We start from the raw sequence: 19,640 nt of genomic DNA, 5'->3' as shown, positions 1-19,640 counted from the left end.
CTGCGGCCTGCTTACGCCGCGACCGCAGCGGCCCTTTGCGACCGCGCCGCCACGCCCGAGCCGACGAAGCCCGCCGACACCACGCCCAGCACCAGCGCGGCCGCCGAGCCATAAAAGATGCCCGGGGTCATGTCGCGGTCGAGCAGGGCGCCAAACACCGGCGCGGCGAGGCAAAAGCCCAGGTCCAGGCCCGAGTACACCGTGCCGTAGACCCGGCCCGTGGCGCCGGGCGGCGCGGCGCGCTTGATCAGCATGTCACGCGAGGGGCTTGCCAGCCCCGTGCCGACGCCGGCCAGCGCGGCCACCGCCACCGCGCCCATGCCCGACAGCCAGCCGCTGCCCACCAGCACTAGCAGCGCGCCCGAAGCCACGAGGCACACCGAGATCACCCGTTCGAGCCGCTTCACGCGGCCCACCAGAAAGCCCCCGACGACCATGCCGGCCGCGCCGCACAGCATGTAGCCGGTCACGACCATCGACGTGACCGACAGCGGCAGCGCGTACATCTTCTGCAGCGCCGGGCTGGCAAAGCTCTGGATCGCACTGAGCGCGCAGGTGGTCCAGAAGAAGAACGAAAAGCACAGCCATACCGAGGACAGGCGCAGGAAGGCCAGCGGGTGTTCGGGCCGCAGCGCCGCCGCACCCGCATCCTTGCCTTGGTGCGCCCAGGCGCCCTGGCGGTCGTCGAGCGCGTCGCGGTTCGCCACCATGATGGCCAGCACGGCGAGCGCCAGCGCAGCGCCGCACAGGCAGGCGGTGCGCCACGAGCCGGTGGCCGCGGTGATGCCGGCCATGAACACCGGCGCCACCGCCCAGCCCAGGTTGCCCGAGATGCCGTGCACCGAAAAGCCATGGCCCAGGCGCTGCGGCGACACGCGCTTGTTCAGGATGGTGAAGTCCACCGGGTGGAAGGGCGCGTTGCCCAGGCCCGCCAGCGCCGACGCCAGCACCAGGCCGGTGTAGCCCTGGGCCGTGCCCGCCACCAGGCCCGCGGCAGCAAAGCTCGACAGTGCAAAGAACAGGACCGGGCGCGCGCCCACGCGGTCGACCAGAAAGCCCGACAGCGCCTGGCCCACGCCCGAGATGACGAAGAACACCGACACCAGCAGCCCGAGCTGCGAGTAGTTGAAACCGAATTCGGCGATCAGCCACGGAAACAGCGGGGGCAGCAGCATGTGGAAGAAATGCGAGGAGCCGTGCGCCAGGCCGATGAGACCGATGGTGCGGGCGTCCCGGCGCAGCGGCACGGCGGCCGGCCCGGGAGGATGAGAGAGCATGGTCATGGGCGCCATCTTAGAACGCGTTCAAAGTCGCCTCCTAGCTCATACGATGCTCGGGGGGATGAGAAAGAGCTGTGGCCTCAAAGCGCTCTGCGGAGGTTTTGGCGCATCCATGGACGCCTCCAAGGCCGATGACATGATCGGGGTTGACATGGCGCAGCGTGGTTTCTCCCCCTTTGCAGCGGCCCTGCGCCGCGGTCATTGCAGACCGTTCTTTAGGAGGCGGTCAAAGCGCGTCTATCCAGGCTTTTGTAGGGCTTGGCGCTGTTTGTTGGCGCACGCACCTCAGCGGGGCGCGCGACAAAGGGGTTTTGGCTTTCGTTGTCGCCCAAATTGAACACTGCTACCGATTGAACCAGTTGCTGAGCCTGACTGTTTAGGCTCTGAGCGGCCCCAGCGCTTTCCTCCACCAGCGCGGCATTTTGCTGGGTCACGTGGTCCATTTGCGCCACCGCTTCGCCAATTTGCGCTACGCCTTGGCTTTGCTCGGCACTGGCAGCGCTGATTTCACCCATCATGTCGGTCACGCGCCCGATCGACCCCACCACTTCGGTCATGGTTGTCCCCGCTTGCTCGACCAGTTGAGAACCTTGCTCGACCCGCTCCACGCTGGCATTGATCAGGGACTTGATCTCTTTGGCGGCTTCGGCGCTGCGCCCGGCGAGGGAGCGAACTTCAGACGCCACTACAGCGAAACCACGCCCCTGCTCACCGGCACGTGCCGCCTCTACGGCCGCATTGAGCGCCAGTATGTTGGTCTGAAACGCAATGCCATCAATGACGCTGATGATGTCTGAAATCTTGCGTGAACTCTCGTTGATCCCCTTCATCGTCTCAACCACTTGGGCAACCACTTCGCCGCCCTTGACTGCTACTGCGCTGGCAGTCTGGGCCAGCTGGTTGGCTTGCTTGGCACTGTCGGAGTTTTGCTTGACCGTGGAGCCCAGCTGTTCCATGGACGCCGCCGTCTGTTGTAGTGCACTGGCCTGCTCTTCGGTGCGCTGGCTCAGGTCGTTGTTGCCCGAGGCAATTTGGGCACTTGCAGTGGCAACGCCTTCGGCGTTTTGGCGCACGCCTCCCACCACTCGGGCCAGGCTCTCTTGCATGGCTTTCAGCGACGCGAGCAATTTTGCGGTTTCATCCTTGCCTTGGATTTCGACGCGCATGGTCAGATCGCCCTTGGCAACGGACTCAGCCAGCGTCAAGGATGTCTGAATAGGGTTCGTGATTGAACGAGTGATCCAAAAGCCCAGCACTACCGCCAAGACCAGCGCCAGCGCGCTACCGCCAAGGATGGCGTTTCGATTGAGCGCGCGCTGCGTATCGGCCGCCGCTGCCCGAACGACCAACAAATCTCGCTCGGCCTTGTCAAAGTCGGCATGCAGCGCCCGGAACCCATCCATTGCCGCCTTGTCGCGGCCCTCCCCGAACTCTTCGGCGAGTTCTGCAACGGTCTTTGTGCCGGCCGTAACGTTCTTGCGGAAGGCAAACAGCGCCTCGGCCACGCCCCTGAACTCCTGGTGGCGCGCTTTCATGTCGTCAAGCCGCTTTTGTTGGCTTGGGTTGTCAGAGGTCAATTTTTTGGCTTCTGACCAAGCCTTGTCGAATTTTTGCAGGCCCGCGTGCCAAGGCTCAAGAAAATTTTCTTCGCCAGCCAGCAAATAACCACGAGCACCTGTTTCCATGTTGACCATGGAGCCGAGCATGCCCTCTCCCGTGGCGAGCACGGCGTAGGTGTGAGTGTTCCAGTTCTCGGATTCTGCCAAATTTGCTGCCGTGTGCAGTGCGGCCCAGCCCACTATCAGGAAGATGCCAATGACGGAGGCAAAAGCCAAGGAGAGGCGGCGACCAACGGACAGGTTTTTGATGTTCATTCGTATTTCCAGATCTGCGCAAACATTTTGAAATGCAGAAGTATGACAACGCCAACCCAGCCGGGTCTGCAAGCCCCAAAACACCCCACATCGCCACCAAAAAAACTCAGAGCCGGGTTGCTGCACGCCATGCATGCGCTGCATACCAGCCGACACAACGATAAAACCAGGGTAAACACCGAGGCAGTCCAAGGCGGCGGAGGGAATAAAGCCCTGCATCCTGCGCTCTTATGCACATGATCCAAACGGCGGAGTCCCGCTACAACCAATGGGTGCGCGAGCACTACCGCTTTTTGCTGCGCAGCGCCTGGGCGCTGATGGGCTCGCGCGCGGTCGCGGAAGACGTGGTGCAGGACTGCTTCACCAGCGCCTGGCAGCACCGCAAGCAGCTGCGCGACCCGGCGCTGGCGCGTGCCTGGCTGTTCCAGATCATGCGCCGCCACGCCCTGCGCCACATGGTGCCGCACCACCTGGCGCTCGACGATGACCTGCCGCACGCCAGCGACGTGGTGGCCGATGGCGCGCTCGACGACCAGCTCGACGTGGTCAAGGCCCTGGCGCGCATCGCGCCCATCCACCGCGAGGTGCTGGTGCTGTTTTATTTCGACGACATGCCCACGGCGCAGATGGCGCAGGCGCTGGAAGTGGCGCCGGGCACGGTGCTCTCGCGCCTCTCGCGCGCCCGCGAGGCGCTGCGTGCGGCGCTGCACCCCACGGGCGCGGCCGCCGCCCCCTCCCCCGCAGCCCCGCGGCTGCGCAAGGTCTGACATGCCCGACCAACGCCCTCCCGACACCGCCTTCGACCTGCGCGCGCGCGCCGAACTTGCGCTGGCCTTTGACCCGGGCCAGCCGCCCCAACATCTGTTCCGCCACACGCCGCTGCTGGCGCGCCGGGGCCTGCAGCGCACTTTGGCCGCGCTGCTGCTCACGGCCACCGGCGCCACGGCGGTGCTGGCCATGCGCCCGCCGGCGCTGGTGCGCGGCGCCATCGAGCACGAGTACTACGAACGCACGCTGCGCGGCGCCTTCATGGAGGCCGCGCCGCTGCTGCAGCACCTCGGGCTGGGCGACCGGCAGGCCCTGCCCGGCTACCCGCAGCTGCTGCGGCCCTGCGACATCGACGGGCACCTGACCTACCACCTCACCACCTTCTTTGAAAAAGGCGGCATGGTGACGGTGTTCGCCTTTGACGACGCGGTGTCGCTGCCGGACGGCAGCGGCTGGTGGGGCAATGTGTACTGGCAGGTCGTGACCTCGCAGGGCGGCAAGCCGCTGGTGCTCGTCGCGCAGAAGAAAAAGGCCCTGGCCGTGGCGCAAGGCGCCTTGGCCGCGCCGCCGCCCTAGCTTGGCGCTCCCCGTTTTCCCTTTCTCACCCCCGAAGAACCCAGGAGACTTCATGCACTCTGAACCCACTTCCCTGCCCCGCCGCCGCCTGCTCACCGGCACGGCCAGCGCCCTCGCCGCCGCCGGCCTGGCCACCTGGGCGAATGGCGCCGCGGCGCAAGCCGCCGCCGCCAAGCCCCTGCCGGCCTACCTGGGCTGGAAGGACGCCGACAGCGTCATCGTGCACAGCAGCACCACGCTGGAGACCCGGCGCGGCGCGTTCGGCACCAGCGTGATCACGCCCACCGACCAGCTCTACATCCGCAACAACCTGCCCGCGCCCGACGCGGCCATCGTGGCCAACCGCGATGCCTGGGAGATCAGCGTCAGCGGCGTCAAGAGCCCGCGCAAGCTCACCGTGGGCGAACTCAAGGCCCTGGGCCTGGAGACCGTCGCGATGGTGCTGCAGTGCTCGGGCAATGGCCGCGGCTTCTTCCCGAGCAAGCCCAGCGGCACGCCCTGGACCGTGGGCGCGGCCGGCTGCGTGGTCTGGAGCGGCGTGCCGGTGCGCGCCGTGGCCGAGGCCCTGGGCGGCGTGGCCGATGGCATGCGCTTCATGACCGGCACGGGCGGCGAGAAGCTGCCCGAGGGCATCGACCCCAAGAGCATCGTCGTCGAGCGCTCGGTGCCCGCGGCCGCCATGCAGGACGCGCTGCTGGCCTGGGAGATGAACGGCGCCCCGATCCCGCTGGCCCATGGCGGCCCGCTGCGCCTGATCGTGCCGGGCTACACCGGCGTGAACAACATCAAGTACATCCGGCAGCTGGCCTTCACGGCGCAGGAGAGCGACGCCAAGATCATGTCGCACGGCTACCGCATGACGCCCCCGGGCGGCAAGGGCGACCCGAGCCAGCCTTCGGTGCAGGAGATGTCCATCAAGTCGTGGATCAACGGACCGCTGCCCGACGATGGCCAGATCGCGGCCGGCGCCCCCGTGCAGATCCACGGTGTGGCCTTCGGCGGCCTGCACGCGGTCAAGGGCGTGGAGGTGTCGATCGATGGCGGCAAGACCTGGCAGGCTGCGCGCTTTGTCGGCCCCGACCTGGGCAAGTACGCCTGGCGCCAGTTCGTGCTGCAGGCCAAGCTGCCGGCCGGCACGCACACGCTGGCCAGCCGCGCCGCCGACACGGCCGGCAACGTCCAGCCCGAGACGCGCGGTGAAAACCAGAGCGGCTACAACAACACCAGCTGGGCCGACCACGCGGTCAAGGTCACCGCCGCCTGACGCCGCCCCGCCCCGCCCCTAGGCCGCAGGGCCTGGGGGTTTTCTTTTGCGCCCTCGGCGCTGCACCCCCTATGGATCGGAACCACACCATGCCACTGCTCTTCAACACCCCCGCCCGCTTCCTGCGCACCCTGGCCGCGCCCGCGCTGCTGCTGGCCGCCGGCCTCTGCGGCACGGCCGCGAGCGCCGCCGACGATGCCGCCCAGATGGCCCTGGGAAAGAAGCTCTTCACCACGTCCACGCCCGCGTGCGCCGTCTGCCACACGCTCAAGGACGCGGGGGCCGAAGGCGCCGTGGGCCCGGTGCTCGACGAACTGCGGCCCGACGCCGCGCGCGTGACGAAGGCGCTGCGCGACGGCCTGGGCAGCATGCCCTCGTTCAAGGCCAGCCTGACCGACGCGCAGATCGCCGCACTGGCGCTCTACGTTGCCACGGCCAGCCGCCAGCCCTGAGGCGCGCGCCCCGCCGGCGCGTTCAGGCAGATGGGCAGGGCAGGTCCCTGCCCGACAGGCGGCGGCGGTCGTTTCAGGTCTGCGATTCGGCGCAGCGGTTTCTCGAAAAACACGCCAGAAAGGACCTGGGCCCCGGCCCGGGCCCATGCCGCCCGCCCCGGGAAAAACCCGCGGTCGGCACCGCCGCGCTCCAGGCTGCCGCGCAGCCCTGCCCAGGCCCCCTCCGCGCAGCAGCCCGGGGAGTGCACCCCAGCCAAATTGGCCTCCAGCCCTTTACCAGCAAGCGCTGACAGCTATCAATTTCATATTCCCGCCCCAGCCTCGTGCGCCCCACAGACCGCAGGACGCGCCATGCCGTGCGGCGGGCGCCCGTGCGCGGGGACCGCCCCGTTGACTTGCGTCAACGCCCGGCTTGAGGCACGCTCCAAAATCCACACCCTGACTATGGTTTTAAAAAGAACGGAGGGACCCCCCATGAAGCTGCTGACCGACCTCTTCACCACCGACTATGGACTGATGAGCATCACCGGCATTGCCATCATGCTGTTGGGCGGCATCGCATCGGCCGTCGTCGTGCGGCGCAAGATGGGCGAAGCCCCGACGGTGGCGGACACCCCCAAGTAACGTAAAGCGGCGCCCCCTGCCGCGCGGGACTACGGCGGCACGGCGGCGCACCACCCCGCCAGGGGTGCACGGGCCCATTGCTCGAGCCACGCCCAGACCTGCTGCACGCCGTCCTGGTCCGGGCCCTGCAGACCGTGGTCGGCCCCCGCCAGGCTGCGAGCGCAGTACGGCGCGGCACGGGTGCGCGCCCGGTCGGCAAAGCGCGCATAGGCTTCGGCCGGCACCAGCGCATCGTCGGCGCCCCAGACCTGCAGCAGCGGCCAGGGTCCGGTGCTGAGCGGCCCGGCCAGCGGCCAGTGCCAGAGGTCGCGCCAATAGCGCAGGCTGCGGCCTTCCAGCACCCTGCCATCGGGCCACGCGCCCGCCTGTGCCAGCCCCAGTGCCTGCCAGCGCGCGAGCGCGCCGTGGCGCTGGGCCTGCAGCGCGCCCGCGTCTCGCGGGTCCAGCCCGCTGGCGCCCAGCAAGACCAGCCCCGCCAGATGCGGCACCTCGGGCGTGAGCGCGGGCAGCAGTTCGGCCCCTTCCGAAATCCCGACCAGCAGCTGCGGCAGCGGCGGGGTTCCCGCGCGCGCGGCCGCGTCGGCGCGCAGCGCGGCACGCGCATGGTCGCGCCAGGCGCCCAGTGCATCGGCCCGCACGAAGTCGGCCGAACAGTCGCCCGGCGCGGTGGCAGCGTCGGCATCCATCCACGGCTTGTGCAGCACCAGCAGCTGCGCATGCAGCAGGCCGGCAAAGTAGCGCGCGGCCACCGGCCCCATGCCAGCACAGCCCGAGCCCGGCACCACGATCACCCGGTAGCGCGCGGGCGCAGCGCGCTCGGCGCGCTCCAGCACCTGCAGGTGCTGGCCCCGGTCGGCCGCCAGGAGGCGCACGGCAAAGCCTGCGCGCTCGCCAGGCAGCGGCGGCGGGCCGGCGGGTGCGGCGCAGCCGGCCAGCCAGGCGCTGGCCAGCACCAGCGCGCCCCGGCCTGCACAGCGCCCGACAGCCCGCGCAAAGCGGGCCGCAAGGGTGCGGGGGACGGGGCTCATGCGCAGCGACCGGAGGCCGCGCGGCGCGCCCTCACTTGAGGATGAGGACCTGTTCTTGCGGCTGCGGCGCGGCCAGCGGCTGGCCGCCCTGCAGCGGCAGGGCCAGGGCCGGGCGCACGCCGCGCGCCAGGCCCGGGTCGGTGGCGCCGAGCTGCTCGCCGAGCTGCTGGAACACGCTCTGGGCCAGGCTTTGCGAGGTCTCGCGCATGACCTTGGCCCGGTTGGGCGGAGCGATGTCGCCGCGGCCGGACAGGATCTTGGTGTCGTTGCCGGTGCCCTGCGCGGAAAACGCCGCCTTGATCTCGTAGGTCCGGGTGTGGATCAGCGAGAAGTCGGCCAGCAGGTCGAGGCCGTACTGGTGCGTGGCGCTGGCGGTGCCCTGCAGTGGCGAGAGCGCGTCGGAGAATGCGATGCTCGAGACCACGCCGAACAGCACGTAGTCGGCGCCGTTGAACTCGCCCTTCTTGATGCGCGCGATGATGTCGTTCACCTGGGGCTGGCGCACGGGTGGGACCATCTTGCCGCCCTGCACCTGGTGGAGCACCTGCTCGGCCTTGCTCGGCTGTGGGGCGCCGGCATCGAAGCCCTTGCCCTGCACGAGGCGGAACGTGGTGCCGCGCAGCAGCGCGCCCTTGATGTCGTTGGTGTAGGCACCGAGCTCGCGCTGCTCGATGTAGCTGTAGCGGCCCGCGACATAGGTGCCACTGGCCTGCGCGGAGGCCTGCATCGAATGGCTGCCCGAGCCGCCGTACAGCCCATGGCTGGCGGAGCCGCGGGCGCTCATCTGGCTGCTTCGCTGGTAGGTGCCGGCCTCGAAGTACTCGGACAACTGCTGGGCATAGGCCAGGTCGGTCACGGCGATGCGGGGCGGGTTCTGCGCGGGGGCCGCGCCGCTCCAGGCGAGCGCGGCGGCCGCCAGCGCGGCGGCCAGGGTGGTTCTGCGTTGCATCGTGGCCCCTTCAGCGCTTGCTGGTCTTGCGGATTTCTTTTTCGTCCGCCCATTCGATCGTGCCTTCCTGCACGTCGAACATCTTGAGCGTGAACTTGTAGAACACGTTCTTGGTCGTGTTGTTCTGCTTGACGATGCTGGTCAGCTCGCCTTCGAGCTGGTACTTGGCCGCCGTCATCTGGCCCACCTTGGCGGTGGTGTTCTGCTTGTACAGGCCGCTCTGGTTCTGGCGCTGCAGCTCGTCCACGCCCTGCTGCATCTCGCCGATCGAGCGCGTGAAACGCACCTTGCCCGACTTGACCAGCGCCGTCTGGATCGAGTTCATGACGTTGGTGGTGTCGATGTACTCGCTGGTCTTGTTCTTGACGGTGGAGATCGTCACCGTGGGGCGGCCCTGGAAGATGCCGGTCTCGAGCAGGCCGCCGGTCATCTTCTCGGCAATCATCTGCAGGTCGGTGGAGCCGAATTCGTTGGTCACCAGCTCGACCGCCTTGGCATCGCCGTAGTTGACCTGGCGGTCAAAACGCACGACGGGGGACGAGAGGCTCTGGCAGCCCGCCAGGGCCAGGGTGCTGGCCGCCAGGGCCAGGAGCAGCGCTTTGCGCGGTACGGTGTGCATCGGTTTTTCCTTTAGCGCGGCTTCAGCGCGCCTCCACGTTCATTTCAAGACGGAAGTCGACCGCGGCGCCCGTCGGCGCCACGCTCTTGACGGTGTGCTGGCCCAGGCCCTGCACGCCGAGCTGCTTCCACGATTCGCCGTCGCCGACCTGGTTGCCCACGGCATCGAGCCATTTGAAGCGGTAGAACACGGTGCGGTCGCTGCGCCCCGTGTTGGCCAGGTCGGCCTGCACGATGAGCACGTCGTTCTTGCGCACAACGCGCATCTCGCGCACGGCTAGGCCCTCGGCTTCGCCGCGCAGGGCGATCTTGGAGGCCACCGCCGGTGGCGTGGCGGGGTCGTGCTGTTGCGCCTGCGCGCTGCCGGCCACGGCCAGAAGGGCCAGGCAGGCGGCGGCAAGGGGGTGGCGGGGGGTCATGCGAAAAACTCCTTCGGGGACTCAACGGGTGTCAATGGGCACGGGCCTGGACGGCCGGCTTGGCCTGCGCGCGCGCCGGGCGCGCGGCCGCAGGCTGGGGCTTGGCGGTGGGAGCCACGGCGGCTGGCGCGGCCGGCGGGGGCGGCTCGGCGGCCACGGCCGCGAGCTGGCCCAGCGTGGCGACCTCGCCGGTCAGCACGCTGCTGTGGTAGAAGCGCAGCGGCACCAGGGCGTACTGGCCATCGACCTTGACCGGCTGCTCCAGCGTACGGCCATTGATGGTGATGCGGTGCTCGCCCGGCGGCAGGTAGCCGCGCGCCACATAGACGCGGCCGGGCAGCATGCGCCACATGCGGTCGTCGGCCTGCTCTGTGGCGGCGGACGCCACGGCGCCAATCAAACCGCCCAGCAGGCCCGCGTTCTTTTGCAGCTGGTCCTGCAGCACGCCCTTGGCCACGGCGCGCGTGAAGCCGCGCAGCACCATGCCGGGCATCTCGTCCTTGAGCGCGCGGCGCGCCATGGCATTGAGGTCGACCACTTTTTCGAGTTTCAGGTCGTAGCCCGCCACCGACAGCTGGCTCAGCAGCGGATCGCTCGACGGCTCGATCACCGGGTAGGAAATGCTCGCCGTCACCAGGCCGCGGCCGGTGGGCACGGGCAGCGTGAAGGCCTTGGGCTTGCGCGCCGGGGCGTCACCGGCCTCGACCACGAACAGCACGTCTGTCATGCGCTGGCGGCGCTTCCAGGTGAAGCTGCTGCGGTCGTCGAGGCCGCGCAGGCCCTCTTCGAGCACGCCGGTCTCGGGCTTGAGCTCGATCGCCTTGCGGTAGCCGGGCGCGGCCAGGCCGGGCTCGTTCATGGCCTCGTACATGAAGCCGGCCAGGTAGTGGCTGAGCGCATTCTGGTAGCCGTTCTTCAGGGCCAGCACCTCGGGGTCGTTGAGGGTCTCGACCGGGTAGCCATTGATCTGCTTGCTGCCCGACGCGGCGCCCTTGGACTTGGCTTCCTCTTCGGCGGCCAGCGTTTCCTTGGCCCGGAACTCGGCAATGACGGCTTCGCGCTCGTGCGTGCGCTTGATGTCCACGCGGGCGTTGTCAAAGTCGCCCAGCGCCACGCGGTTGAGGGCCATGCGCGTCGTGAGCCAGACCTTCTCGTAGTCCTGGCCTTCGTACACCTTCAGGCGCTCGCTGATCAACGAGGCGCCCACGGTGCCCATGAGCTTCTGCGGGTTGCCGGTGGCGGCCTCTTCCCATTCCTTGACCTTGTTGTCGGCCAGCATGAAAGCGTGGTTGCTGTCCTCGTAGCGGCGGTCCAGCCGCAGCAGTTCGCCGCGCTCGAGGTTGTAGAGCAGCGCGGTTTTGTCGCTTTCGGTGGTGGCAGACGACTCCAGCCGCGCCAGCGCCGCAGGAATGCCCTGGGCCTGTCCAGCGCTGTGCACGTCCGAGGCCAGCTTGTCGTGGCTTTGCAGGCTGGCACAGCCCGTCAGCGCGACGCTCAGCGCCAGCAGGCCCCAGAAACGGGCACGGGAAAAAAACCGGTGGTTCATCAACATTCCTTGCAGGTCTTCGAAGGGCACCAGAAGACCCGGTGGCGCCGCGCAGGCGCCACAGGACAAGGAAAAAGCGGACGCGGGCCTGCGCCCCTGGCACCTGCGGTCCGAACCACCCTCCCGCATCCGGTTTCTTGGCTGGTATTGTAAAAATACAGCCGCAAATGTATCAAAACGTGAAGACAGAGTAATGCGCTTGGTCAATACTCTTGCCGCATGCCACCCTGCCGCCACAGGACGCGGCCGGCTTCAGGCGCGCGTGGCGGCCTCGGGCATGCGGTACACCCACGCACCGCAGCGGCCAGCCACCTGCAGCCGCGCCTGGGCCGGGACACCGGGCAAGGGAAATTCCAGGCTCACCAGGTACGCCCCGGGGGCCAACTCGGCGCGCGCCTTATCCACGGCGCGCGCCATGCTTTCGGGACGCTGGAACAGGTAGACGAGCTGGTAGCCGCTCCAGTCGGCGCGCCACATGTCGCCGCGGCGCACGCGCGCCCAGGGGCAGCGCAGCGCGCACAGCAGGCGCAGGGCAGCGCTCCACTCCACGCCTTCGATGCGGGCCTGCGGATAAGCACGGCGCAACGCCACCAGCCCGTCGCCCAGACCGCAGCCGGCGTCGAGCACGCGGTCCTGCGGCGCCAGGGGCGCGAGCGCGGCGAGCGCATCCAGGGCCTTGCGCGGGGTCGGGAACAGCGGCGCGTCGCGCCAGGCGTTGAGCGGGTACACCAGCAGCAGCAGCGCCAGCGGCACCAGCCAGGCCCATGCCGGCACGCCGGCCGCGCCGCTGGCCAGCAGCGACAGCGGAAAGCCCGCCGCGATCAGCGCGCGGCGCCACCAGCCGCGCCCGAGCAGACTCGCCGCCGTGCCCAGCGCACAGGCCAGCAGTAAGGCCCAGGCCGCAGGCAGCACGCGCTGCAGGCTGGCAAACACCAGCCACGCGGCGGCCCACACCAGCAGCGCCGGCAGCGGCCAAGGCAGGCGCAGCACCATGGCGGCGATGTATTTATTCCATTTCTCAATCAAGCGTGAACGCGAAGGACTGCCGCAGACAGCGCCATAGCACGGCAAGGCAATCCGACAAAGTGCACGTTGGATTTAGAAATGGAATCAGCCGCGCAGCCGGTCGATCAGGCCGTTGAGCGCTTCGAGCGAACCGAACTGGATCGCCAGCTCGCCCATGTCCTCCATGCGGCCGCCGCGCTTGACGCGCTTCTTGACGCGCACCTCGACCTCGGCCATGAGCAGGTCCGACAATTCTTCCTCGACGCGCTTGAGGTCGCGCGACTTTTCCTTCTGCGGCTTCTGCGGCACCAGGCTGAAGTCGGCGCCGATCTTCTTGACCAAGGCTTCGGCCTCGCGCACCGACAGCTTCTTGGCGGCGATCTGGTTGCCCGCGGTGATCTGCGTGGCGCGGTCCAGCGTGAGCAGCGCGCGCGCGTGGCCCATGTCAATGTCGCCGGCCATCAGCATGGTCTGCACCGGGTCGGCCAGGTTCAGCAGGCGCAGCAGGTTGCTCGCGGCGCTGCGCGAGCGGCCCACGGCCTGCGCCGCCTGCTCGTGCGTGAGGCCGAACTCCTTGACCAGGCGCGAGAGGCCCTGCGCCTCTTCGAGCGGGTTGAGGTCTTCGCGCTGGATGTTCTCGATCAGCGCCATGGCGGCGGCAGACTCGTTGGGCACGTCGCGCACCAGCACCGGCACGCTGGCCAGGCCGGCGATGCGCGCGGCCCGGAAGCGCCGCTCGCCGGCAATGATTTCGTAGCGGCCGGCGTGCTCGCCCTCGGCCAGGCGCCGCACCAGGATCGGCTGCATGATGCCCTGGGCCTTGATGCTCTCGGCCAGCTCGTAGAGCGCGCCCTCGTCCATGCGCGTGCGCGGCTGGTACTGGCCGGGCACCAGCTCGGACAGGGCCAGCGCGTGCGGCAGGCCGTCGTCCTCGGCCGGCGGCGTGGCCGCGCTGTCTGCGGCCTTGGGGCCGAGCAATGCTTCCAGGCCGCGGCCCAGGCCCTTGGGTTTCTTGGTCGCCATGGGGTGTTCAGTCTTTCATCAGGGTTGCAAGCAGCGCGTGGCCTTCGGGCCAATCGCCCAGGCCCGATTCCGCATTGATATGGCCGCGCTCGCCGCCGTCGACGAAGCGCGCGCCCCAGGCGCTGGCCAGGGCCTGCGCACGCCCGAGGCTGCAGTAGGGGTCGTTGTGGCTGCCGACCAGCACGGCAGGAAAGGGCAGCGACTGGCGAGCGATGGGCGCCCAGCCCGGCAGCTGCGCGCGCAGGTCATCGCGCTCGACATCGCCGGGCGCCACCAGCAGCGCGCCCTGGACGTTGTGGGTGTGCTTGGAATGCGCGGCCCACCAGGCGGTCAGGATGCAGCCCAGGCTGTGCGCCACCAGCACGACCGGGCCGGACGCATCGAGCACGACCTCTTCGAGCCGCGCCGTCCAGTCGCCGCGCAGCGGGTGCAGCCACTCGTGCTGCTCGACGCGCTGGTAGCCGTGCAGGCGCTCCCAGCGGCTTTGCCAATGGTCGGGGCCCGAGCTTTGCCAGCCGGGCAGGGTCAGGACATGGGAAGGGTTCACAGCCAATACGCTATTATTTTGATAGCTCACAGCGCTTTTGCATCAAGCGTTTGGGGCTTTTTTGGCATTGGTCGGGCGGGTGCGCGCGGGAGCCTTCTGCGCCATCGCGGGCACGCGTGCCACCATCTCCTGGGCGAACGCGACAAAAGCCTGGCTGCCCTTGGCCGAGGGGTCGAACACCACGCCGGGCAGGCCGTAACTCGGGGCCTCGGCCAGGCGCACGTTGCGCGGGATCACGGTGTCGAACACCTTGTCGCCGAAGTGGCCCTTGAGCTGTTCGCTGACCTGCTGCTGCAGCGTGATGCGCGGGTCGAACATGACGCGCAGCAGGCCGATGATCTGCAGGTCGGGGTTGAGGTTGGCGTGCACCTGCTTGATGGTGTGCACCAGGTCGGTCACGCCTTCGAGCGCGAAGTATTCGCACTGCATGGGCACGACGACGCCGTGCGCGGCGCACAGGCCGTTGAGCGTGAGCATCGACAGCGAGGGCGGGCAGTCGATCAGCACGAAGTCGTAGTCGCCATCGACCTCGGCCAGCGCGGCCTTCAGGCGCATCTCGCGGCGCTCGAGCGCCACCAGTTCGATCTCGGCGCCGGCGAGTTCGCGGTTGGCGCCGAGCACGTGGTAGCCGCATTTTTCGGCCAGCACGGCGGCCTCGCGCACCGAGGCCGACTCGATCAGCACGTCGTACACCGACAGGCTCAGCTGGCGCTTGTCGACACCCGAGCCCATGGTCGCGTTGCCTTGCGGATCGAGGTCGACCATCAGCACGCGCTGGCCGATGCTAGCCAGGCCGGCGGCCAGGTTCACCGCGGTGGTGGTTTTGCCGACGCCGCCCTTTTGGTTGGCAACACAGAAAATTTTAGCCATGGGATCTCGAAAGTTATGGGGTGGGAGACTGCAGCCGGTCAGCAACGGGTCCGCCGTTTTTTCGAGCGCACGGGCGAGGGCGGGACTGGCGCGCACGACACAATGGCGGCGCCGAATGCGCCGTGATCTGCGACACCACGCATGGCTTCTCCGGGGCTGCGAGCTGCGAGTTTACGCGACGGTCTTTGCCGTCACGGCGCGGGCCGCATCCAGACGATGCAGCGCTCGGCATCGAGCCCCGGCACCGTGAGTGGTTCCACGTGGAACACCTGCACCTTGGCGGGCAGCGCCGCGATCTCATCGGCCGGGTGCTTGCCCTTCATCGCCAGCCAGACGGCGCCCCCGCCCAGCGCCGGGCGCGACCAGGCGCTGAAGTCGGCCAGCGACGCAAACGCGCGGCAACTCACCACGTCGAAGGGCCCGGCCAGGGACTCGACGCGCGCGTGCACGCCGTGCAGGTTCTGCAGCTTGAGCGTGACCGCCACCTGCTGGATGAATGCGGCCTTCTTCGCCACCGTGTCGACGCAGCTCACATCGAGCTGCGGGCAGCAGACCGCGAACACCACGCCGGGCAAGCCGCCGCCGGACCCCACGTCGAGCAGGCGCGGCGGCGCCCCCGCAGCACCCTGCCCGGCCTGCACCAGGTGCCGGCCAAGATGTCGGCGCAGCGGCGCCACGGCCGCCAGGCTGTCGAGCAGGTGGTGCGTCAGCATCTCGGCCGGATCGCGCACCGCCGTCAGGTTGTAGACCTTGTTCCACTTCTGCAGCAGCGCCATGAATTCGAGCAACTGGGCGATCTGCGCCTCGTCCAGGTCGAGGTCCAGCGCCTCGCCGCCGCGGCGCAGCGCCGCTTCCAACGCCGCGCTCATGCGGTCTCGCCCGCTTGCGCGGCTTGTTCGGGTGCAGCGAAGCCTTTGAAACCGCCGCGCTTCAGATGCACCAGCAGCAGCGAAATGGCGGCCGGCGTGATGCCGGTGATGCGCGAGGCCAGGCCCAGCGTCTCGGGCTTGAAGCGCGCCAGCGCCTGGCGCGCCTCGATGCTCAGCGCCGTGACCTGCATGTAGTCGAGCTCGGGCGGCAGGCGCAGCTTTTCGTAGTGCGCGGCGCGCTCGACCTCGTCTTTCTGGCGGTCGATGTAGCCCGCATACTTGGCGGCAATTTCGACCTGCTCGACCACCGGCGCGGCGAGCTCACCCAGCGCCTCACGGGACACCGCGTCGCTGGCGTACTTGCCGCCGTCCAGGCCCATCAGCGCGCCATACGCCACATCGGGGCGGCGCAGCAGCTCGAACAGGTTGTACTCGTGCTCGATGCCCTTGCCGAGCACGCGCACCGCCTCCTCGAGCGGCAGGTTGCGCGGGTTGACCCAGGTGGACTTGAGGCGCTCTGTTTCACGTGAAACAGCGTCGCGCTTGCGACTGAAAGCATCCCAGCGCGCATCGTCGACCAAGCCCATCTGCCGCCCGACCTCGGTCAGGCGCATGTCGGCGTTGTCCTCGCGCAGCTGCAGGCGGAACTCGGCGCGGCTCGTGAACATGCGGTACGGCTCGGTCACACCCTTGGTGATCAAGTCGTCCACGAGCACGCCCAGGTAGGCCTCGTCGCGCCCCGGCAGCCAGGAAGCCAGGCCCTTGCACTGCAGCGCGGCGTTGGCGCCCGCAAACAGGCCCTGCGCGGCAGCCTCTTCGTAGCCCGTCGTGCCGTTGATCTGGCCGGCGAAGAACAGGCCCTGGATCTGCCGCGTCTCGAAATTGCTCTTGAGCGAGCGCGGATCGAAGTAGTCGTACTCGATGGCGTAGCCGGGGCGCAGGATGTGCGCGTTCTCCAGCCCCTCCATGCTGCGCACCAGCGCCAGCTGGATGTCGAACGGCAGGCTGGTGCTGATGCCGTTGGGATAGAACTCGTGCGTCGTCAGGCCCTCGGGCTCGAGGAAGATCTGGTGGCTGTCCTTGTCGGCAAAGCGGTTGATCTTGTCTTCGACGCTCGGACAGTAGCGCGGTCCCACGCCCTCGATCTTGCCGGTGAACATGGGGCTGCGGTCAAAGCCGCTGCGGATGATGTCGTGCGTGCGCGCGTTGGTATGCGTGACCCAGCATGGCACCTGGCGCGGGTGCATCGCGGCCCCGCCGTGGGCGTGCGCCATGAAGCTGAACACCGGCACATGGCCTTCGTTGACGCCGCCCGGCATGCCGTCGCCCGGCTGCGCGGTGCATTTCGAAAAGTCGATGCTGCGCCCGTCGATGCGCGGCGGCGTGCCGGTTTTGAGGCGCCCCTGCGGCAGCTGCAGCTCCTTCAGGCGTGCCGACAGGCTCACGGCCGGCTGGTCGCCGGCGCGGCCGGCGGCGTAGTTGTTCAGCCCGACGTGGATCTTGCCGTCCAGGAAGGTGCCAGCCGTCAGCACGACAGTGCGGCCACGAAAGCGGATGCCGACCTGCGTCACGGCGCCCACGACGCGGTCGCCCTCGACCATCAGGTCGTCCACGGCTTGCTGGAAGATCAGCAGGTTGGGCTGGTTCTCGAGCGTGCGGCGGATGGCTGCCTTGTACAGGATGCGGTCGGCCTGGGCGCGCGTGGCACGCACGGCGGGGCCTTTGGAGCTGTTGAGAATGCGGAACTGGATGCCGCCCTCGTCGGTGGCCAGCGCCATGGCGCCACCGAGCGCGTCCACCTCTTTAACCAGGTGGCCCTTGCCAATGCCGCCAATCGACGGGTTGCAGCTCATCTGCCCCAGCGTCTCGATGTTGTGCGTGAGCAGCAGCGTCTGGCAGCCCATGCGCGCGGCGGCCAGCGCCGCCTCGGTGCCGGCATGGCCGCCACCGACGACGATGACATCAAATTCCTGGGGGTACAGCATGGGAAGCGCTCCGGGGCACAGGGCCCAATGGTCAAACACAGCCCGCCATGCGCGGGGCGGCATGCGGGCTAACCCGTAATTTTCCCACTTTGCGGCGCGAGGCGTCCGGGCCATGCGCGCGTGGGGTTTTGCGCAGCCGTGGTGTTCCACGTGAAACAGGCGCCGCGCCGCAGGCGCATTGACCAGCGGCGGCACGCCAGTCCGGGGCCTGTGCTCCAATCGCGGCCATGAAAATTCTCGTCTTCGCGGGCAGCACCCGCCACCAATCGTTCAACCGCCGCCTGGCCCGCGAGGCCGCCGATCTGGCCCGCACGGCGGGCGCCGAGGTCACGCTGCTGGAGCTGGCCGAGCTCGACATCCCGATGTACAACGCCGACCTCGAGGCGCGCGGCACGCCGCCCGATGTGCTGCGCCTCAAGCGCCTGCTGTGGGAGCACCCGGCCTGGATCGTCTGCTCGCCCGAATACAACGGCAGCTATACCGCCCTGCTCAAGAACACCATCGACTGGGCCTCGAGCCCCGTGGCCGGCGACCCCGACTGGGGCGACGGCACCAAGCCCTTTCGCGGCAAGGTGGTGGGCATGCTCAGCGCGTCCAACGGGCGCCTGGGCGGCCTGCGTGCGCAAAGCCACCTGGCGCCGCTGCTGATCAACCTCGAATGCTGGCTCGCACCGCGTGCGTATGCGCTCAGCGGCGCCGCCAGCGCGTTCGACGAGCGCGGCGCGCTGCTGCAGGCCGAGCACCGCGACGGCGTGCGCGGCGTGGTCGAACAGGTGCTGTGGGCCGCTGAGCGCCTGCACGGCGGGGCCGCCGCATGAACCTGCAACATTTCAATGAAATGTGCTGCAAGCGCAGTTCCAGCAAGCGCTGGCAGCTATGGTTCGGATAGCACGCCTGGACTGCAGGCCGGCCTGCGGCGCCTGCTGCACGGCACCGTCGATCTCGAGCGCCATCCCCGGCATGCCGCACGGCAAGCCCGCCGGCGTGCGCTGCGTGCAGCTGGGCCCTGACGAGCGCTGCCTGGTCTTTGGGCGGCCCGAGCGCCCCGCCGTCTGCGCCAGTCTGCAGGCCGAGCCCGCGATGTGCGGCAGCAGCCGCGCCGAGGCCCTGGCCTGGCTCGCGCGGCTCGAAGACCTGACGCAGCCGTGATGGCCCCGCCGTGCGCGCCGGCGCCGCAGCGCATAGCATGGCGGTTCCCTTTCTCCACCCAAGGAAACCGACCATGAAGCTGTACTACTCTCCCGGCGCCTGTTCGTTGTCGCCGCACATTGCCCTGTACGAAGCCGGCCTGCCCCACACCGCGGTGCTGGCCAGCACCAAGACCCACCAGCTGCAGGACGGCACCGACTACTACAGCATCAACCCGCTGGGCTATGTGCCAGTGCTCGAACTCGACAGCGGCGAGCGCCTGCGCGAAGGCCCGGCCATCGTGCAGTACATCGCCGACCAGGTGCCCGACAAACAGCTCGCCCCGGCCAACGGCACGCTCGCGCGCTACCACCTGCAAGAGTGGCTCAACTTCATTTCCAGCGAGATCCACAAAGGCTTCGGTCCGCTGTTCAACCCGGCCACGCCGGCCGACTACAAGCCGGTGGCCATCGAGCGGCTGCAGCAGCGCCTGCAGTGGCTCGACGGCCAGCTGGCCCACCGCGACTACCTGATGGGCGAGCAGTTCACCGTGGCCGACGGCTACCTGTTCACCGTCGCCAGCTGGGCCCCGCATGTGCAGGTGGACACGGCGGGAATGGCGAATCTGCAGGCCTTCCTGCAGCGCGTGGGCGCCCGCCCGGCGGTGCAGGCGGCGCTGCAGGCCGAGCGGCAGCCCACGTAAGCGGCGCCGCGCTCAGACGGCGCTTGCGCTGCCGCCTGGTGCAGGCTCCGGCTCCGGCTCCGGCTCCGGCTCCGGCTCCGGCTCCGGCTCCGGCTCCGGCTCCGGCTCCGGC

At 68.9% G+C, this 19,640-nt stretch carries 21 protein-coding genes; 8 read left to right on the top strand and 13 right to left on the bottom strand.

The genetic code is table 11. The features are described 5' to 3' along the window. Positions 1–11: 11 nt before the first annotated feature. Positions 12–1,283: an MFS transporter gene (locus B2J89_RS03770; protein WP_169167893.1), complete on the bottom strand. Its 1,272-nt coding sequence runs from the start codon at positions 1,281–1,283 to the stop codon at positions 12–14. Between the two features lie 212 nt (positions 1,284–1,495). Next, positions 1,496–3,154 carry a methyl-accepting chemotaxis protein gene (locus tag B2J89_RS03765; protein ID WP_169167892.1) on the bottom strand — a complete coding sequence of 553 codons (1,659 nt, stop codon included), beginning with the start codon at positions 3,152–3,154 and terminating at the stop codon, positions 1,496–1,498. Between the two features lie 236 nt (positions 3,155–3,390). Between B2J89_RS03765 and B2J89_RS03760 the strand changes: the two genes are divergently transcribed. The 5 genes from B2J89_RS03760 to B2J89_RS03740 all read left to right on the top strand — a co-directional run bounded on the left by B2J89_RS03760 (position 3,391) and on the right by B2J89_RS03740 (position 6,838). After that, a complete protein-coding gene (locus B2J89_RS03760; RefSeq protein WP_169167974.1) occupies positions 3,391–3,921 on the top strand; it encodes an RNA polymerase sigma factor in 531 nt (176 codons plus the stop codon). A 1-nt stretch (position 3,922) separates the two neighbouring features. Continuing rightward, a complete protein-coding gene (locus B2J89_RS03755; RefSeq protein ID WP_169167891.1) occupies positions 3,923–4,498 on the top strand; it encodes a hypothetical protein in 576 nt (191 codons plus the stop codon). 52 nt (positions 4,499–4,550) lie between these two features. Further along, complete coding sequence (locus B2J89_RS03750) at positions 4,551–5,762, top strand: sulfite oxidase (RefSeq protein WP_169167890.1); 1,212 nt, start codon at positions 4,551–4,553, stop codon at positions 5,760–5,762. A gap of 89 nt (positions 5,763–5,851) precedes the next feature. Further along, on the top strand, positions 5,852–6,214 hold the full coding sequence (locus tag B2J89_RS03745; RefSeq protein ID WP_169167889.1) for a cytochrome c: 363 nt from the start codon (positions 5,852–5,854) through the stop codon (positions 6,212–6,214). Between the two features lie 474 nt (positions 6,215–6,688). After that, entirely contained in the window at positions 6,689–6,838 is a 150-nt protein-coding gene (locus tag B2J89_RS03740; protein WP_169167888.1) for a DUF3149 domain-containing protein, read from the top strand. Between the two features lie 29 nt (positions 6,839–6,867). On the opposite strand, the gene B2J89_RS03735 is transcribed toward B2J89_RS03740, so the two are convergent. The 11 genes from B2J89_RS03735 to mnmG all read right to left on the bottom strand — a co-directional run bounded on the left by B2J89_RS03735 (position 6,868) and on the right by mnmG (position 17,697). Continuing rightward, the gene (locus B2J89_RS03735) at positions 6,868–7,866 is read right to left on the bottom strand and encodes an alpha/beta hydrolase (RefSeq protein WP_169167887.1); all 999 of its coding nucleotides are present in this window, start codon (positions 7,864–7,866) and stop codon (positions 6,868–6,870) included. Between the two features lie 31 nt (positions 7,867–7,897). Further along, the gene (locus B2J89_RS03730) at positions 7,898–8,815 is read right to left on the bottom strand and encodes a hypothetical protein (RefSeq protein WP_169167886.1); all 918 of its coding nucleotides are present in this window, start codon (positions 8,813–8,815) and stop codon (positions 7,898–7,900) included. Between the two features lie 10 nt (positions 8,816–8,825). Then, entirely contained in the window at positions 8,826–9,434 is a 609-nt protein-coding gene (gene lpoB / locus B2J89_RS03725) for a penicillin-binding protein activator LpoB (RefSeq protein WP_169167885.1), read from the bottom strand. Positions 9,435–9,456: 22 nt separating this feature from the next. Beyond that, positions 9,457–9,852 carry a YcfL family protein gene (locus tag B2J89_RS03720; RefSeq protein ID WP_169167884.1) on the bottom strand — a complete coding sequence of 132 codons (396 nt, stop codon included), beginning with the start codon at positions 9,850–9,852 and terminating at the stop codon, positions 9,457–9,459. A gap of 31 nt (positions 9,853–9,883) precedes the next feature. Continuing rightward, on the bottom strand, positions 9,884–11,398 hold the full coding sequence (locus B2J89_RS03715; protein WP_169167883.1) for a COG3014 family protein: 1,515 nt from the start codon (positions 11,396–11,398) through the stop codon (positions 9,884–9,886). Positions 11,399–11,650: 252 nt separating this feature from the next. Continuing rightward, positions 11,651–12,391 carry a trans-aconitate 2-methyltransferase gene (locus tag B2J89_RS03710; RefSeq protein ID WP_169167973.1) on the bottom strand — a complete coding sequence of 247 codons (741 nt, stop codon included), beginning with the start codon at positions 12,389–12,391 and terminating at the stop codon, positions 11,651–11,653. A 117-nt stretch (positions 12,392–12,508) separates the two neighbouring features. Continuing rightward, positions 12,509–13,426: a ParB/RepB/Spo0J family partition protein gene (locus B2J89_RS03705; protein ID WP_169167882.1), complete on the bottom strand. Its 918-nt coding sequence runs from the start codon at positions 13,424–13,426 to the stop codon at positions 12,509–12,511. A gap of 7 nt (positions 13,427–13,433) precedes the next feature. Continuing rightward, on the bottom strand, positions 13,434–13,973 hold the full coding sequence (locus tag B2J89_RS03700; protein WP_169167972.1) for an alpha/beta fold hydrolase: 540 nt from the start codon (positions 13,971–13,973) through the stop codon (positions 13,434–13,436). A gap of 42 nt (positions 13,974–14,015) precedes the next feature. Beyond that, positions 14,016–14,843: a ParA family protein gene (locus B2J89_RS03695; protein ID WP_169167881.1), complete on the bottom strand. Its 828-nt coding sequence runs from the start codon at positions 14,841–14,843 to the stop codon at positions 14,016–14,018. A 191-nt stretch (positions 14,844–15,034) separates the two neighbouring features. After that, a complete protein-coding gene (gene rsmG, locus B2J89_RS03690; RefSeq protein WP_169167880.1) occupies positions 15,035–15,712 on the bottom strand; it encodes a 16S rRNA (guanine(527)-N(7))-methyltransferase RsmG in 678 nt (225 codons plus the stop codon). Then, positions 15,709–17,697: a tRNA uridine-5-carboxymethylaminomethyl(34) synthesis enzyme MnmG gene (gene mnmG, locus B2J89_RS03685; RefSeq protein WP_169167879.1), complete on the bottom strand. Its 1,989-nt coding sequence runs from the start codon at positions 17,695–17,697 to the stop codon at positions 15,709–15,711. The genes rsmG and mnmG overlap by 4 nt, the downstream gene beginning before the upstream one ends. Positions 17,698–17,924: 227 nt before the next feature. On the opposite strand from mnmG, the gene B2J89_RS03680 reads away from it, so the two are divergent. From B2J89_RS03680 to gstA, 3 genes are all read left to right on the top strand, one after another. Then, entirely contained in the window at positions 17,925–18,515 is a 591-nt protein-coding gene (locus B2J89_RS03680; protein WP_169167878.1) for an NADPH-dependent FMN reductase, read from the top strand. 58 nt (positions 18,516–18,573) lie between these two features. Continuing rightward, complete coding sequence (locus tag B2J89_RS03675; RefSeq protein WP_169167877.1) at positions 18,574–18,846, top strand: YkgJ family cysteine cluster protein; 273 nt, start codon at positions 18,574–18,576, stop codon at positions 18,844–18,846. Between the two features lie 73 nt (positions 18,847–18,919). Then, positions 18,920–19,528, top strand: a complete 609-nt coding sequence (gene gstA / locus B2J89_RS03670) for a glutathione transferase GstA (protein ID WP_169167876.1) — start codon at positions 18,920–18,922, stop codon at positions 19,526–19,528. Positions 19,529–19,640 lie beyond the last annotated feature (112 nt).

Source organism: Acidovorax sp. SRB_24, from assembly GCF_012931925.1.
The sequence above is the reverse complement of the archived record's forward strand: the minus strand, read 5'-3'. Positions and strand labels throughout refer to the sequence as shown.

Excerpts from the sequence above, each read along its gene's own strand:
- B2J89_RS03770 (WP_169167893.1), bottom strand. The coding sequence starts at position 1,283 with ATGACCATGCTCTCTCATCCTCCCGGGCCGGCCGCCGTGCCGCTGCGC.
- B2J89_RS03765 (WP_169167892.1), bottom strand. The coding sequence starts at position 3,154 with ATGAACATCAAAAACCTGTCCGTTGGTCGCCGCCTCTCCTTGGCTTTT.
- B2J89_RS03760 (WP_169167974.1), top strand. The coding sequence starts at position 3,391 with ATGATCCAAACGGCGGAGTCCCGCTACAACCAATGGGTGCGCGAGCAC.
- B2J89_RS03755 (WP_169167891.1), top strand. The coding sequence starts at position 3,923 with ATGCCCGACCAACGCCCTCCCGACACCGCCTTCGACCTGCGCGCGCGC.
- B2J89_RS03750 (WP_169167890.1), top strand. The coding sequence starts at position 4,551 with ATGCACTCTGAACCCACTTCCCTGCCCCGCCGCCGCCTGCTCACCGGC.
- B2J89_RS03745 (WP_169167889.1), top strand. The coding sequence starts at position 5,852 with ATGCCACTGCTCTTCAACACCCCCGCCCGCTTCCTGCGCACCCTGGCC.
- B2J89_RS03740 (WP_169167888.1), top strand. The coding sequence starts at position 6,689 with ATGAAGCTGCTGACCGACCTCTTCACCACCGACTATGGACTGATGAGC.
- B2J89_RS03735 (WP_169167887.1), bottom strand. The coding sequence starts at position 7,866 with ATGAGCCCCGTCCCCCGCACCCTTGCGGCCCGCTTTGCGCGGGCTGTC.
- B2J89_RS03730 (WP_169167886.1), bottom strand. The coding sequence starts at position 8,815 with ATGCAACGCAGAACCACCCTGGCCGCCGCGCTGGCGGCCGCCGCGCTC.
- lpoB (WP_169167885.1), bottom strand. The coding sequence starts at position 9,434 with ATGCACACCGTACCGCGCAAAGCGCTGCTCCTGGCCCTGGCGGCCAGC.
- B2J89_RS03720 (WP_169167884.1), bottom strand. The coding sequence starts at position 9,852 with ATGACCCCCCGCCACCCCCTTGCCGCCGCCTGCCTGGCCCTTCTGGCC.
- B2J89_RS03715 (WP_169167883.1), bottom strand. The coding sequence starts at position 11,398 with ATGAACCACCGGTTTTTTTCCCGTGCCCGTTTCTGGGGCCTGCTGGCG.
- B2J89_RS03710 (WP_169167973.1), bottom strand. The coding sequence starts at position 12,391 with ATGGTGCTGCGCCTGCCTTGGCCGCTGCCGGCGCTGCTGGTGTGGGCC.
- B2J89_RS03705 (WP_169167882.1), bottom strand. The coding sequence starts at position 13,426 with ATGGCGACCAAGAAACCCAAGGGCCTGGGCCGCGGCCTGGAAGCATTG.
- B2J89_RS03695 (WP_169167881.1), bottom strand. The coding sequence starts at position 14,843 with ATGGCTAAAATTTTCTGTGTTGCCAACCAAAAGGGCGGCGTCGGCAAA.
- rsmG (WP_169167880.1), bottom strand. The coding sequence starts at position 15,712 with ATGAGCGCGGCGTTGGAAGCGGCGCTGCGCCGCGGCGGCGAGGCGCTG.
- mnmG (WP_169167879.1), bottom strand. The coding sequence starts at position 17,697 with ATGCTGTACCCCCAGGAATTTGATGTCATCGTCGTCGGTGGCGGCCAT.
- B2J89_RS03680 (WP_169167878.1), top strand. The coding sequence starts at position 17,925 with ATGAAAATTCTCGTCTTCGCGGGCAGCACCCGCCACCAATCGTTCAAC.
- B2J89_RS03675 (WP_169167877.1), top strand. The coding sequence starts at position 18,574 with ATGGTTCGGATAGCACGCCTGGACTGCAGGCCGGCCTGCGGCGCCTGC.
- gstA (WP_169167876.1), top strand. The coding sequence starts at position 18,920 with ATGAAGCTGTACTACTCTCCCGGCGCCTGTTCGTTGTCGCCGCACATT.